At 36.0% G+C, this 15,280-nt stretch carries 14 protein-coding genes; 12 read left to right on the top strand and 2 right to left on the bottom strand.

The features are described from left to right. The first annotated feature begins 46 nt into the window (after window positions 1–46). Window positions 47–766 carry a YebC/PmpR family DNA-binding transcriptional regulator gene (locus PYW32_RS05465; protein WP_016175338.1) on the top strand — a complete coding sequence of 240 codons (720 nt, stop codon included), beginning with the start codon at window positions 47–49 and terminating at the stop codon, window positions 764–766. Window positions 767–805: 39 nt separating this feature from the next. Here the strand turns inward: PYW32_RS05465 and PYW32_RS05470 are convergent, their stop codons facing one another. Beyond that, entirely contained in the window at window positions 806–1,135 is a 330-nt protein-coding gene (locus PYW32_RS05470) for a hypothetical protein (RefSeq protein ID WP_016175337.1), read from the bottom strand. A 125-nt stretch (window positions 1,136–1,260) separates the two neighbouring features. Here PYW32_RS05470 and PYW32_RS05475 point away from each other — a divergent pair, with 125 nt between their 5' ends. From PYW32_RS05475 to cls, 3 genes are all read left to right on the top strand, one after another. Continuing rightward, entirely contained in the window at window positions 1,261–1,434 is a 174-nt protein-coding gene (locus PYW32_RS05475) for a hypothetical protein (RefSeq protein WP_016175336.1), read from the top strand. A 127-nt stretch (window positions 1,435–1,561) separates the two neighbouring features. Next, window positions 1,562–2,203 (top strand): hypothetical protein, encoded by a 642-nt coding sequence (locus tag PYW32_RS05480; RefSeq protein WP_035010184.1) that lies wholly within the window; start codon window positions 1,562–1,564, stop codon window positions 2,201–2,203. A gap of 59 nt (window positions 2,204–2,262) precedes the next feature. Next, complete coding sequence (gene cls, locus PYW32_RS05485) at window positions 2,263–3,831, top strand: cardiolipin synthase (RefSeq protein ID WP_016175334.1); 1,569 nt, start codon at window positions 2,263–2,265, stop codon at window positions 3,829–3,831. A 36-nt stretch (window positions 3,832–3,867) separates the two neighbouring features. Here cls and helD read toward each other — a convergent pair whose 3' ends face one another. After that, window positions 3,868–6,138, bottom strand: a complete 2,271-nt coding sequence (helD, locus tag PYW32_RS05490; protein WP_016175333.1) for an RNA polymerase recycling motor HelD — start codon at window positions 6,136–6,138, stop codon at window positions 3,868–3,870. A 100-nt stretch (window positions 6,139–6,238) separates the two neighbouring features. Between helD and PYW32_RS05495 the strand changes: the two genes are divergently transcribed. The 8 genes from PYW32_RS05495 to PYW32_RS05530 all read left to right on the top strand — a co-directional run bounded on the left by PYW32_RS05495 (window position 6,239) and on the right by PYW32_RS05530 (window position 15,141). After that, window positions 6,239–7,081: an aminoglycoside 6-adenylyltransferase gene (locus PYW32_RS05495; RefSeq protein WP_016175332.1), complete on the top strand. Its 843-nt coding sequence runs from the start codon at window positions 6,239–6,241 to the stop codon at window positions 7,079–7,081. A gap of 77 nt (window positions 7,082–7,158) precedes the next feature. Next, window positions 7,159–7,692, top strand: a complete 534-nt coding sequence (locus PYW32_RS05500; RefSeq protein WP_016175331.1) for a sigma-70 family RNA polymerase sigma factor — start codon at window positions 7,159–7,161, stop codon at window positions 7,690–7,692. 172 nt (window positions 7,693–7,864) lie between these two features. Further along, a complete protein-coding gene (locus tag PYW32_RS05505; RefSeq protein ID WP_035010182.1) occupies window positions 7,865–8,092 on the top strand; it encodes a PH domain-containing protein in 228 nt (75 codons plus the stop codon). 360 nt (window positions 8,093–8,452) lie between these two features. After that, entirely contained in the window at window positions 8,453–8,977 is a 525-nt protein-coding gene (locus PYW32_RS05510; RefSeq protein ID WP_016175328.1) for a GNAT family N-acetyltransferase, read from the top strand. A gap of 213 nt (window positions 8,978–9,190) precedes the next feature. After that, window positions 9,191–11,050: an asparagine synthase (glutamine-hydrolyzing) gene (asnB, locus tag PYW32_RS05515; protein WP_016175327.1), complete on the top strand. Its 1,860-nt coding sequence runs from the start codon at window positions 9,191–9,193 to the stop codon at window positions 11,048–11,050. Window positions 11,051–11,186: 136 nt separating this feature from the next. Then, window positions 11,187–12,455 (top strand): carboxylate--amine ligase, encoded by a 1,269-nt coding sequence (locus PYW32_RS05520; RefSeq protein WP_016175326.1) that lies wholly within the window; start codon window positions 11,187–11,189, stop codon window positions 12,453–12,455. A gap of 6 nt (window positions 12,456–12,461) precedes the next feature. After that, on the top strand, window positions 12,462–13,190 hold the full coding sequence (locus PYW32_RS05525; RefSeq protein ID WP_016175325.1) for an aspartate/glutamate racemase family protein: 729 nt from the start codon (window positions 12,462–12,464) through the stop codon (window positions 13,188–13,190). Between the two features lie 115 nt (window positions 13,191–13,305). Continuing rightward, window positions 13,306–15,141, top strand: a complete 1,836-nt coding sequence (locus tag PYW32_RS05530) for an FAD-dependent oxidoreductase (RefSeq protein WP_016175324.1) — start codon at window positions 13,306–13,308, stop codon at window positions 15,139–15,141. The last annotated feature ends 139 nt before the right edge of the window (window positions 15,142–15,280 follow it).

The raw sequence follows: 15,280 nt of genomic DNA on the forward strand, positions 1-15,280 counted from the left end.
CATCGGATAAAAGATGAAATGAAAAAATAGAAAGCGAAGTGAGATTATGGGTCGTAAATGGGCAAATATCGTAGCTAAGAAAACTGCGAAAGATGCAAACAACAGTAAAGTTTACGCTAAATTTGGGATTGAGATTTATGCAGCAGCGAAATCAGGTGATCCTGATCCTCACTCAAACCAAAAATTAAAATTTGTTATCGATCGTGCAAAAACATATAATGTACCAAAACACATTATTGATCGTGCTATTGAAAAAGCAAAAGGTTCAGGTGATGAGCAATTCTCTGAATTACGTTATGAAGGGTTTGGACCAAATGGCTCTATGGTTATCGTGGATACATTAACCAATAACGTAAATCGTACAGCTGCGGATGTACGTGCTGCTTTTGGTAAAAATGGCGGAAACATGGGTGTATCTGGTGCTGTTTCATATATGTTTGATAACACAGCATTATTTGGTTTTGAAGGTACTGACGCCGATGAAATCTTAGAATATTTGATGGATAAAGACATTGATGTTCGTGATGTGGAAGAAGAAGAAGGACAAATCATGGTACATGGTGAACCAGAAGATTTCCATGCTATTCAAGAAGCATTAAAAGAAAAAGGAATCACAGAATTTAATGTTGCGGAAATGGAAATGGTTCCTCAAAATGAAGTAACATTAACTGGCGAAGACTTAGAAAAATTTGAAAAAATGATTGATGTATTGGATGATTTAGAAGATGTTCAAAAAATCTTCCATAACGTGGATCTAGGCGAATAATAAAAAGAAGTTGTGGAAGGTTTTTCTTCCACAACTTTTTTAATCTAAGTCTTGTTTGGCTTTACGCGCTTCTTGGGCATAATATTCTTTGACGGATAAACCATGAGGTAAAATCGTCACGTCAGGATAGCCCGTTAAACTTTTTTCTTTGTTTAAGGTCACTGCTTCTACAAATTTTTCTGGTTGATGGATACGGACAGATTCCACCCATTTAAAACTATCAATAGGAATTTTGGGTTCATGTTTGATGTATCGCTTTGGTGTACTACGCGTGTGTTCTTCCGCATTTTTGGTCATTGTTTCATTTTCAACTTGTTTTGGAACTGGTGATTGAGAAGGGATAGATGGCACATGATTTGATATTTTCACATTAACTCACACTCCTTTTATCGTTACTACTCTTATCGGTTGCTTTTTTAAGAAGTTTAGATGAAATAGGCGAGAAATGCATTTCTTTTGCTGGTTTGTTATAATAAGGAAGAGGACGTGATTAGATGCCAAATCGTTACACAAAAAACTGGATGGAAGCTTCTAAAAATTTACGGACAGGCAAGAAAAAAGAAAGCCCATTTGGTAAAAAGAAGATGACTGCTAAAGAGAAACAAGCTCAAAATCGTCGTCGAGGATTTTTAATGGGGGTAATTCGTGAATTGATGAAAAATAAGTAGTTATTGAGGATGAGGTGTAAAAACCTTGTCCTTTTTCAAGTGAATTTCGAAAATAGAGTAGTTCGATGTTCGCATTATATGGTATGATAAGGAAAATGTGTTCTATTTTGTAACAGGGGGATGAGCAGTGGAGGAGAAAATTTTGTTACAACCCTTTGATCGGATTTTAAGCGGCTATGATCGTTTATCTGAAGTTGCTGTCTCAATTGAAGATTGTGGAAAGCTTTATCGCAAGTATCAAGCACTAGGGGTTCAAGAATATCGGGTATGGAGTTATCAAGGAGCAAGTTATCTCAATCATTATTTGCATTGTTCTGTTGATCGTGTGCCTGCGCTGATTTACAAAAATAAATATTTGATTCCATTAATTTTTCGTGCTTCTAGAGAGTCAGAAGCACTATTTGATGCGCCGTATCGCATGAATGGTTTCTTTTGTTTATTGGACTGGATGGTTGAACACCGGCCAAAGCAAGCTTTAATTGATTATGACAAAGATAAAGAAAAAGAAGTTCTTTATTGGGTGGTTGATAGTGCGTATATTGCTTTTCGTCTTTATGAAATCATGGAGGGCGCTGGTTTTCCGTTGAGTCATTTCCGTTCAGTTGATGAATTTGAAAAGTGGAATCGAATTTATAGCTTAATTAATAGTGGGAGAATTGGTCGCCATAGTCGGTCATTTGATGAAAGCAATGCGGAACAACTGTCAGAATTACAAATGATTTTAAACATAGTAAAATTAAAATATCCGAAAACAACGCTATTTGTTTAAAGAAAAAAGCTGATTATGTTCAGCTTTTTTCTTTGTTTTGTTAAAAGGGAGAGGGGAAAATGAAAGAGTCAGATGAGCCGATTTATTTGTTGAAAAAAGGGAAGAAAGGCTTATTGCAATTAATCTTTAGTCGTCTAGGGATTGTTCTTGTCTTTTTACTTTTACAAGTTGTTATGCTAGTAGCATTTTTTCATTATGTATCAACCAATTATGTGCATGTTTTTTATGGTGGCGCAATTGTCGTGACCATTTTTGGGTACATGTTTTTGTTAAATAGTGCCAGTGATAGTAGCGTCAAACTTACATGGATGGTCTTATTTACAGTATTACCTATTATTGGTATCTTTTTTTATTTTTATATGAAGTTAGAGCTAGGGCATCGCTTAGAAAAGCGGCGCTTGATTCGTTTGAAAAATGAAAGCAATACGCTCATTCAAACAGATGCAGCTGTGAAAGTGAAAATTCAAACAGAAAAAGATTTATTAGGAATTGCTACTTTTTTATCAGGAACAGGATCGTATCCCGTTTATGAAAATGCAGAATTAAACTATTTTCCGACCGGAGAAGCAAAGTTTGCTGACTTATTGGAAGAATTGAAAAAAGCTGAGTCTTTTATTTTTCTAGAATATTTTATTGTAGGTGAAGGAAAAATGTGGGGACGTATTTTAGATATTCTCATTGAAAAAGCAGCAGCGGGTGTCGAAATTCGTTTTTTATATGATGGATTTAATGAATTTTCATTGTTGCCACACAGTTACCCTAAAAAACTAGCGAAATTAGGAATCAAATGTAAAGTGTTTGCACCGATTTATCCCTTTGTCTCGACGGTATATAATTTCAGAGATCATCGGAAAATTTGTGTGATTGATGGGAAAGTAGCGTACACAGGTGGCGTGAATTTAGCGGATGAATATATCAATGAAGTAGAACGTTTTGGGTATTGGAAAGATACGGCCATTAAAGTGAAGGGGCAAGCCGTAGATAGTTTCACGTTGATGTTTTTACAAATGTGGGCAATGGATGATGGTGTGTTAGACTTTGAACACTGGCTACAACGACCGCAACCAGCCATTCAAAAGCCAGGGTACATTATTCCGTATGGCGATGCGCCGTTAGATGATGATCGTGTAGGAGAATTTATTTATTTTGATATTTTAAATAAAGCAACCGAATACGTGCATATTATGACGCCTTATTTGATTTTGGACGGTGAAATGGAAACAGCCTTACGCTTAGCAGCGAAACGTGGCGTTGAAGTGATTATTATTTTGCCGCACATTCCAGATAAAAAATATGCCTTCGCTTTAGCTAAAAGTCATTATAAGAGTCTGCTGCAAGCAGGCGTGAAAATCTATGAATTTACACCAGGATTCATTCATGCCAAAGTTTTTGTCAGTGATGACAAAAAAGCAACTGTGGGAACTGTTAATTTAGATTATCGTAGTTTTTACCATCATTTTGAATGTGGGTTGTATATGGAAGGTGTCGAGACCTTGGCAACCATTGAGAAAGATTTCCAAGATACTTTGGCACAATCACAAGAAGTGACAATGCAAGATGCATTAAAAGAAAAAACAACAACTAAAATTTTGGGGTGGATGCTAAAAGTGTTTGCGCCCTTAATGTAAAAAACGCAAGTTCATAGTGAGAACTTGCGCTTTTTTTTACATTTGTTGATACGTCGTTGCATCAGCACCAGCAACTAATGGGCTTTCTGCACCAATTGTTACGAGTGATAATTCATGCATGGCACGTGTTGCAATCGTATATAGAACCAATTGATCTTGTGCGGTTTCAAAATTTGCACCGATATTCCAAGCAAAGACACGATCAAATTCCAATCCTTTGGCTAAAAAGGCCGGAATAATCATGATTGGACGTTTCATGAAATCTTCTTCTGAAACAATCAATTGGACTTTAGTTTGCATTTCTTCCGATAATTCGGCATACAATGCTTCACAGTCGGCTGTTGTTTTCCCAATAATAGCTGTACGCCAGCGTCGATTTTTTTCGTCATCTTGCAGCTCATTAACCAACCAATCCAGACTTTCGCAGAGCGTTTCTTTTTGAACCAGACGTGGTAAAGGCCCTTTGCGTGCTGTGGTTTTTACTTGGTCTTCTTGTGACAAGAATTGATTCGCAAATTGTGTGATTTCTTCGGTTGAACGATAACTAGTTGTTAACTGGTAACGAGTGACTTCTTGTTCAGGGAATAAGGTGTCTAGAGAATGAACAATTGTTTCATTTCCAAAGACTTTTTGATTCAAATCCCCACATAAAGTCATACCAGCACGCGGATATAACTCACGTAGCAAAGCAACTTGTGCAGGTGGAAAGTCTTGCATTTCATCAATGAAGATAAAGCGTGCTTTTTGTTCAACATGCACAGGATATAAACGGCGTAGTAATAAGACAAATAACAACGCATCTTCTTGTGTGAGTTCTCTGTTTTTCAAATGCTGACGTGTTTGGTTACTGGCCATTGCCCAATCTGCACCAGAAATTCCCGCTTTGGCTAACAATGCTGGTTGAATTTGTTTTAAAAAGTGTAAGTATTGCTTTGGAAAATTGATAAATTGGAAACGTTGCACGCCACGAGTTAAGGCACGGAATTTTTTACGTACAAGTTGACGTCGTACTTTATTAAACAGTTGGCGTTCTTTTTCCTCTGAATCTTCTAAATTAGGGTCATTGTCAAAAATTTCTTGGACTTTTTCACGTGTTGCTTCCTTTACCCATGCTTTTTTCGCTTCGTCTTTTTCGAGCCCACCAATTTTTTTCAACACTTTGGTTTGTAATAACTGTGTTCGTTGGTAAAGTGGTAGTTGTTCATTGGTTTGTTGGTACCAGTGACGGAGTTGTTCTTTAGTGATGTACGTTTCACCTTTGATTTTTAAGTCACGGAACAATGGACCAAACGGTGTGATTCCTTCTACATAACGCGAAATTTGTTGAACTAACGTTAAGCCATTTTTGAGTTTTTCGACACGATCATTCGCACCAGTTAAAAATTGTGCTTCCTGTTGTTCTTCTTGGACAATTTCATAATTAGGTAATAGATTTTGTAAGAAAGAACGGAATGTTCGAGTAGGTATTTCACTTTCACCTAGAGATGGCAAAACCATGGCGATATAGTCTGAAAAGAGATGGTTGGGTGAAAACAATAAGACTTGTTGATCATCTAACCATTTACGATTTCGATAGAGCACAAAAGCAATGCGTTGCAGTAAAGCAGAAGTCTTTCCACTACCTGCGATTCCTTCAATTAGCATGACTTTACTCGTTGTGTCACGAATAATTTGGTTTTGGGCTTTTTGAATCGTTGAAACAATATTTTTCATTTGTGAAGAAGACGCTTCATCTAAAATCTCTAATAAAAATTCATCATTGATGACTTCGGAAGTATCAACCATGGAAAGTAGTTGACCATCTTGAATTTTAAATTGACGTTTTAATAGCAAGTCAACTTCAAATTGGTCAGTATCTGTTTGATAAAATGTTGTTCCCAGTTCTCCTTCGTAATAAAGATTTGCAATCGGTGCGCGCCAGTCAATGACAATTGTATTTTCTTTGTTGTCGCGTAAAGACGCAATTCCTAAATACAAGGTTTCTTTAGGTTCATTGCCTTCAGTGAAATCAATCCGTGCAAAATAAGGACTGTTGGTCATTGTTGCTAACGTTTTGAGTCGTTTTTCTTGTGACTCTGCTGTTTTGTAGCGAAGCATCAATTCTTGTTCATGTTGTTGATACTCTAATACTGATTCATAGAACGCTTCTTCTGAACCAATGTTAATTTTTTTATCGGAAATTTCTTTTAACTGTGAATTTAAAGAATCTTCTAACGTTGCTTGTTGTTTTTTGATCATTTCTTGCTCATTGTGAATCACTTGGACTGTGGATTCGACATGTTGTTGTTCTAGTAAACGTTCGTTCATGCAGACAACCTCCTAAAAAATATAGCCATAAAATTATAGCACATAACGGCCACTAATGGGGTGGAAACATGATAAAATGAGAAGAAAAGGAGAGGGTTGTTTGAGAAGTGAAGAAGAAATGAGGACATTGATTTTAGCTGTCGCTCAAGAGATAGGGGCTAAAGCAGTGGCGCTGAGTGGTTCACGGGTGAATCCTTGTGTACCGAAAGATGATTTTCAGGATTACGATATTGTTTATGTGGTAGAAAATAAAACAGAATTACTGGAAAATCGCGCGTGGTTAAAACGCTTTGGAGAGATTTTAGTGAGTCAAAGGCCGGAGGAAATGACCTTGTTTCCATCAACGTTAGGTGAACGTTTTACATTTTTGATGTTGTTTAAAGATGGCAATCGGATTGATTTAACGCTCTGTCCACTATCATTTGTCGAACAATGGAGAGTAGAAGAACCACTTTTTCAAGTGCTAGCTGATCCAGAAAATATCTTGCAACCCGCACCACAATTAACAGATGAAATCTATCGGACTCAAGTGCCGAGTGAAGCAATGTTTCAAGATTGTTGCAATGAGTTTTGGTGGGTCACCACCTATGTTGTCAAAGGTTTAGTTCGGCACGAACAGACGTATACTGTCGATCACCTGTATGGTATTTGCCACCAAGAGCTTTTGCGACTGCTTAGTTGGCAAGTCGTTCGACAACAAGGTCCCGTGAACGTCGGGAAAAACTACAAATATTTATTTACGTATTTAGATGCCGCGTATAAACAAAAATTTCAATCCTTACTTGATTTTTCCAGTGAATCGAACATTGCGCAATCGCTTTTAGCTACGCAACGCTTTTTCCATGAAGAAGCACAATTATATGCCACACAAACTAAGGTTAGTTATGACAAAGTAACCGCCGAAAATGTGATAGCTTATACCCAAAAATGGATGAACTCTTGAAATTTTTTTCAAGAGTTTCTTTTTGCTTGATAGGTTTTCGATAATTGGTTCGTATAATAAGTAAAAGAGGTGATGATGTGGACAAAGACAAACAAATCATTCATTTGATGGCAGCGCAAGATTTTTCTGGATTGGAATTCTTAATTGATGAATATAGCTCAAATTTGTATAAAACGGTATATAGTATTTTATCCTATCCAGAAGAACGAGCTTATGTGGAAGATGGTATGAATGAGATTTTATATGAAATTTGGCAAAAAATCACACGTTACGATGAAACGAAAAGTAGCTTTCAAACTTGGATGCTAATGATTGCAAGGAATCGTTCAATTGATTGGAAACGAAAATTAGTTCGGGAGCGTACGGTAACAGATGAAAATGTCACGATACCAACAGATAGCGAATTATTGGAAAAAGAAAATTTTTTAGCATTGGTTGACCATTTGTCTGACATCGATCAAGAAATTTTTTTATATTATTATTTTTATCAATTTTCAGCGAAAGAAATTGCCGAAATGCTGGCGGTGAGTGTAGAAATCATTTTTAATCGATTATCTCGTGGAAGAAAGACATTACGAGAATTGGAGGAGAAAAAAGATGGCAAACTTTAAACAAACGGTAAATACGGTTACGTCACAGTTGAATGGGGAATTAACACATGCACAAAAAGCAACACTTTTTGCGCAGTCAAAACGGTATATTCTAGTTCAATAATTACTTGCTAGTATCGAAAAATATTTAACAACAGATGAAGAAATTAAAGGTGTTTTACCATTAGCTAACTTGGAAAATACAGCGGTATCTACAACAGGTGTCTTAGGATTTTCTGCTGCGACCACTCCAGAAGCGAAAAATTATTTGAAACATTTCCATGATACGCGTGGCAATCGTTTGTTATTATTTACGAATACACGGATTATTTTCTTGTTTTCTTTAGAATTTTTTGAAAGTCAAACCTTCTTCAGTTATCCATACACGTCAATTAAAGCAATAACGATGAAAGCAAACTAAGAAGCAATTGGAGGTGTCGGCAATTGGACATTATTGGATTTTCAATCAGGTAATCATATTTTTACGGAAACACTCTCAGATCAAGATGCTCAAAAATTTCAAGAAATAAAAGAACAAATTCCTGATTTGCGAAAAATTCCAATCAAAGAAAAAGTAGTGCGTAGAAACTATTTTGATTCTTTCGTGAACAATCTTTCATTTGGGGTGAAAATAGGCTATGCCGGAAATTTGTTATGGATACTTTGGTTTTTCTTTCTCCTATTCGGTATTTTTTTTTTAGGATGGGGACCATTGAAAGGGTTGTATGACTTAATTCCGAGGTAAATGTCTATGTTATACTAGATAAAAGGAAGTGGTTAGATGTTAATTTTAAAACAACCAACGATGGCTTACGCGACACAAATTGAACAATATAGACAAGAATTTATCGCTAACAACGACTCCATTGATGGTAGCTCTTTTTTAGAACAGATGCCTTCCATTGAACAATGGTTAAAACTATTAGCGTTGTTTCGTTCGGAAGAGACAGTTCCAGCAGATTATGCTCCTGCGGAAACCTGGTTAGTCATTCGGCAAGAAGATGATTGTCTAGTGGGAATGAGCAATTTACGCTTTGAATTAAACAATGCGTATTTGCAACAGTTCGGTGGGCATATTGGCTACTCTGTCAGACCCAGTGAGCGAAAAAAAGGTTATGGAAAAATGATTTTGCACCAAACCCTCCAACAAGCCAAATTACAAGAAATTACCAAGGTACTCGTAACTTGTAATGATAATAATATTGGTTCGGCAAAAATTATTGAAGAAAATCAAGGAATATTGGAGAAAAAAGTGGTGGATACCTCAGATCAACTAGTAGTCAGACGCTATTGGATTACGCTATAAAAAGACAATTTCGATTGTCTTTTTTTTATTTATGTGATCGTTTCTACGACATATTCATGAAATTTTCATTTTTTATTTAAAAAAAACCAAATTTTTTGTATACTCCTAGACTATATTGATTAGGTATTCTATACTATACTAGACTATTATTGTGGTCAAAGAGGGAAATTGATTATGAGATAGATAATTAAATATTTAGATAGGTGGATTTATATGTGCGGAATCGTTGGTTTTGTGACGAGCAAATACTCAATAGAAGAAAAAAAAGAACAAATTAACCAAATGATGGATCGAATTATCCATCGTGGACCAGACAGTTCTGGTGAATTTGTAGACAAACACGTAGCGCTGGGTTTTAGACGTTTAAGTATCATTGATTTAAAAAGTGGCGATCAACCTATTTTTAATGAAGACCGAACAAAAGCGATTATTTTTAACGGGGAAATCTATAACTTCCAAGAATTAAGAAAAGAATTAGAAGCAAAAGGACATATTTTTACAACAAAAGCAGATACTGAAGTAATTTTACATGGATATGAAGAATATGGGACAGATATCGTTAAAAAATTACGTGGGATGTTTGCTTTTGCCATTTGGGACCGTGAAAAACAAGAATTATTTGGTGCAAGAGATCATTTTGGAATCAAACCGTATTACTACTATCAAGGAAATGATACATTTATGTTTGGTTCTGAAATTAAGAGTTTCTTAGATCATCCTGATTTTGTGAAAGAAGTCAATCCAAGAGCTTTAAAACCTTACATGACTTTCCAATATTCAGCAATTGACGAAACATTCTTTAAAAATGTGTATCGTATTCCAGAAGGTCATTATTTCTTTGTACGTAATGGCGAATTAGAAATGACACAATACTGGGATGCGCAATTCTCAGAAGAAGACATGTCATTAGAGCAAGCGATTGACTTAATTGATGAAGCTGTACAAGAATCTGTTGCGGCACATTCAATCAGTGATGTAAAATTGGGTACATTCTTATCAAGTGGGGTCGATTCAAGTTTTGTGACGTCTGTAAGTAAACCAAATTACACATTCTCTATTGGTTTTGGCGATAAAAGTTACAATGAATCGCATGAAGCGAAAAAATTAACAGAACGTTTAGGTCTACGTAATTTTTCAAAATTGGTAACTAGTGAAGAAGCTTTTGAGGCTTTCCCAAATATTCAATATCATTTGGATGAACCAGCATCAAATCCTTCATGTGTTCCATTGTACTTTTTAGCAAAACTAGCACGTGAACAAGTTACAGTCGTTCTTTCAGGAGAAGGCGCGGATGAATTGTTTGCAGGTTATACGGATTATGGTTTTGCGACAAAAGCCAAATCAGTACGTGTCTTTGCTGAAAAATTGAAACAATTACCAAAAAAATCACGCTATCGTTTAGCGCGTACCATTAAAAAGATGCCGAACTTCAAAGGGAGTTTACATTTATACAAATCTTTAGCACCCGCAGAAGAATTCTTTATCGGACAAGCATTTGTGTTTGAAGAAACAGAAGCAGATGTCTATTTACAACCTAAATTCCGTAAGAGCGAAACTGTCCGTGAAATTGCGCAAAGACAATATGATAAAGTGCCAGATTTACCAGAAGTGAAGAAAATGCAATATTTAGATATTCATCAATGGATGCCAAAAGATATTTTGCTAAAAGCAGATAAAATGACAATGGCACATTCACTAGAAGCGCGTACGCCGTTATTAGATATTCGTATGATGGAATTAGCAGAACGTATTCCAGTGAAATATCTATTAAATGCTGAAAATACGAAATATGCGTTTAGAAAAGCGGCAAACCGCCATTTACCAGATGAGTGGGCTGACCGTGAAAAACTAGGTTTCCCTGTACCAATTAAAGATTGGTTACATGAAGAAAAATTCTATAAAGAAGTGCGTGGCGTATTTGAAGCAGACTTTGTTCCTGAATTTTTTGATCAAGAAAAAATTCTTGATATGTTAGATAAAAATTATACGCAGGAAATTGATGCACGTCGTAAAATTTGGACAATTTATTCTTTCTTAGTCTGGTACAAAGTGTATTTTATCGACGAAAAATAAGAAAGAGATTGCCTTGTATTTCTTGATTTGTGTTACACTGATGAAGATATTATGCTGATTGTAAATACAATCGACGAAATCACAGCGATAAACAACATGAATCAGCTTGGGAAATTTTAAAGTATCTAATTCAAGAATGAATGAACGAAAGAATGTGATTTTAACAGTGAACGAAAAGATTAAGGAACAATTTCAACCTATTTTATTAGGTAGCGATATCAATGTTTATGGGATGGCGCGTTCCTTCTATGAAGAGTATGGAATTGTCTCAGAGGCCCATAGTGCTGCTTTCCTTTCTGCAACAAAGTACAGTAAAATCGTAAACGTACATGCGCACCAAGGTTTCAGTGAACCAGAAGGATTTATTAAAACAATGCGAGAATTAATGAAGCAATATGCCAACGATTCACGTAAGTTGTTATTAGTTCCTTGTGGGGATGTCTACACAGAGTTAGTAACTCATTATAAAGATGAATTATCACAACGTTTTATTTGTCCAACAGTAGACGCGAAAACGCAAGAAGTGTTATCAAATAAAGTTTCTTTTTATGAAACGTGTGAAAAATATGATTTACCATATCCTAAAACATTAATTATTACAAAAGAACTTTTCCACGAAACGCCATCAGTGGAATTACCTTTTGAATTTCCAGTGGCGTTAAAACCAGCTAACAGTGTTGAATATTTAGATGTTGATTTTGAAGGACGTAAAAAAGCTTTTATTATTGGCGATCAAAAAGAGCTTGATGACGTACTTGCGAAAATTTATCACGCAGGCTATACATCTGAAATGATTTGCCAAGACTTTATTCCTGGTGACGATTCTCGGATGCGTGTGTTAAATGCTTATGTTGACCAACAGCATAATGTACGTATGATGTGTTTAGGACATCCTTTATTGGAAGATCCTACACCACAATCAGTTGGGAACTATGTAGCGATTATGCCAGATTACAATGAAGAAATCTGCAAAAAAATCAAATCTTTCTTAGAAGAAATTAAGTATTCTGGTTTTGCAAATTTTGATATGAAATATGACGAGCGTGATGGCGAATATAAATTATTTGAAATTAATTTACGTCAAGGTCGTAGTAGTTTCTTTGTTACACTGGGTGGCTATAATTTAGCGAAGTATTTAGTAGAAGATTATATTCTAGAAACGCCATTTACTGAAACAGTTTACGGTAAAGGCGACAAGTTATGGATTGGTGTGCCAAAACGTATCTTGAAAAAATACATTACTGACGGTCCAGATAAAGACGAAGCAATGAACTATTTAAAAAATAAACAATATGGTTCAACCATTTTTTATAAAGAAGACATGAGTATCAAGCGTTACTTACTTGTACAACATATATTCTACTCGTATTATGGACGATACAAAGAATACTTTAGAAAGAAATAGATGTGTATGAAAAACTTTTTTGCAATTTTAGGTGGGATGGGGACATTAGCAACTGAAAGCTTTGTCCACGTGCTGAATGAGCGTACGCCCAATCATTCAGATCAAGATTATTTGAACTATGTATTGATTAATCATGCAACAGTCCCTGATCGAACAGCTTTTATTTTAGGGAAATCTGAAAAGAGTCCAGTTGCTGCTTTAAAAGAAGATATTCGTCAATATTCGACTTTAGAGCCACGTTTTTTTGTGTTGACTTGTAATACAGCGCATCATTTTTATGATGAGTTGGTAGAGACCACAACGACGCCATTATTGCATATGCCACGTCTAGCTGTTCAAGCGGTATTAAAGAAATTTGCTGATTTAGAGCGTCCAATTCGTGTGGGTGTCTTGGCAACAGAAGGAACAATTCAATCAAAAGTCTACGAAAATGAATTGAATTCATATACGAACATTGAGACCATTATTCCTAATCAAGAAATCCAACAACAAGTGACTCACTTGATTTATCGTGATATTAAAGAGCGTAACTTTTTAAATCAAGAATTGTATTTTTCTATTTTAGATCAAATGATTCGTGAGCAACAATGTGATGTCGTCTTGTTAGGATGTACAGAGCTTTCTTTAATGCAAGAGTCTACAAAAAATGCTGCTTATTCAGTGATTGATGCCCAATCTGAATTAGTAGATGAAACCATTCGTTTAGCTTTAGAATATCGTCAAGCAGATAGTTAATCAACTGTCTGCTTTTTTTATATTTAATTGTGAAAAAAGTACTAAAATGTATTGCCTTTTATATCAATGCCATTTATATTTTATTAGTGAATAAATAAACAAAAGGAGTAGGGATATGAAAAAGATAATAAAAATTGTTGGGATTGTTTTTGTTTATATTGTGATTTTTGTATCAATGTCTGCTTGTGGTAATAATCAAGCGGTAGAAGAACAAGGCACATACCAAGCAGGAACATTTGAAGGGCGTGGCGAAGGGAAAAATGGACCGATTGTCGTGGAAGTTACTTTTAGTCCAGAGAAAATTGAAAAAATTGAAGTTGTCGAACATCATGAAACAGAAGGATTGAGTGATAAATCTATTCAAGAAATTCCTGAGTCTGTGGTGGCCTATCAATCATTGGGAGTAGATACGGTCAGTGGTGCTTCGTTAACCAATGATGCGGTATTAACAGCTATTAGTGAAGCCATTGAAAAAGCTGGTGGTGATGTCGATGCTTTGAAAGCAGTTGTTGTGGAAAAAGAGCAATCAGATGAAGTCATTGAATTGACTTCCGATGTGGCGATTGTTGGAGGAGGTGCAGCCGGAATGTCTGCTGCCTTGCGTGCTGACGAATTGGGATTAAAAACGGTGTTATTTGAAAAAATGAGTTACTTAGGTGGTGCTATTTCCATTAGTGGCGGTAATCAAGTAGTTATGGGGTCAAAACTTCAAGAACAAGCAGGTGTCAAAGATGATAGCGTGACGAGTATGGTTGCTGATTTTATGAAAAATGGAGATGAAAAAAATGTTCCTGAATTATTGACACTCTATGCAGAAAACGTTGGTGAAACGACTGATTGGTTGCATGAATATGTGGGCATTCAATATGATACTGATTTACACAAATTGGCAGAATATAGTCATGATCGTGAGTTAGCTTATACGGATGGTGGACCAGGATTTGCAAAAACAGCCCGTGAGAAAATTGCGGAAACCAAAATAGAGGTGCATTTAGATACTCAAGTGAAGCAATTAACTGTTGATGATAAAGGAGTCATTACTGGTTTTGAGGCGCAAGCAATTGATGGAACGACGTATCATGTACAAGCTAAAGCGGTCATCATGGCGTCTGGTGGTTATGGCAATAACAAAGAATTATTGTCTGATAATTTGAAGAATGTTTTGTATTATGGGCCTGAATCATCTACGGGTGACGGAATTATTTTAACGGAAAAAGAAGAAATTGATGCAGCAACTCGTTTAATGGAATATGGAAAAACCTATCCTAATGGTGTAGAAATTTCAGAAGGGAAAGCGAAATCAACGATTGCTGGTAATATTGTTGTATTTAAACAAAATGCTATTTTAGTCAATGCACAAGGAAAACGTGTTGTTAATGAACGTGCAAGTAACCGTGAGATTCTAGAAGTTGAGTTAGCTCAACCAGAACAAATGCTGTATTTATTAATGGATCAAGAAGCGTTTGATTTATTTAAACCGGCTGTTGCGGAATCAGGCATCAGTGAAAGCGATATTGATAAATGGTTAGCCAACAATGGTTCTACAACGCCGTATTTCTTTTATGGAGAGACACTTGAGTCACTTGCAGAAGTTGCGGGCATTGAACCAGCTGTTCTAACAGAAACAATTGCTACGTATAATGGTTATGTCACAGCCAAAGAAGATCAAGAATTCCAACGGCCTGTTGAATTTATGCCAAAAAAAATAGGTGACGGACCATATTATTTGATTGAACAAAAACCACGTTTTGCAACAACAATGGGTGGTTTGGTTGCAAATGACCAGTTACAGGTACTAAATAAACAAGGAAAAGTGATTCCCGGATTATATGCTGCTGGTGAAATTGTCGGTGGTGTGATGGGCGATGATTCACCATCTGGAGCAAATAATGCTTGGGCATTGACTTCAGGGAAATTAGCGTCTGAATCTTTATCAGAAGAAATTAAATAAACAAAACAACGCATCAGAATGCGGTCATAAATATGGCAAGAAATCACTCGAGATAAGAAAGAGAATGGACGTGTCCTAGGGGATAGTTTGGTCAATAAGAGACACCGCTGTGAGTAAAGAAATACGCTCGCAAGTATGC

The sequence above is a fragment of the Enterococcus saccharolyticus subsp. saccharolyticus genome, from assembly GCF_029023825.1.
Lineage (GTDB): Bacteria > Bacillota > Bacilli > Lactobacillales > Enterococcaceae > Enterococcus_F > Enterococcus_F saccharolyticus.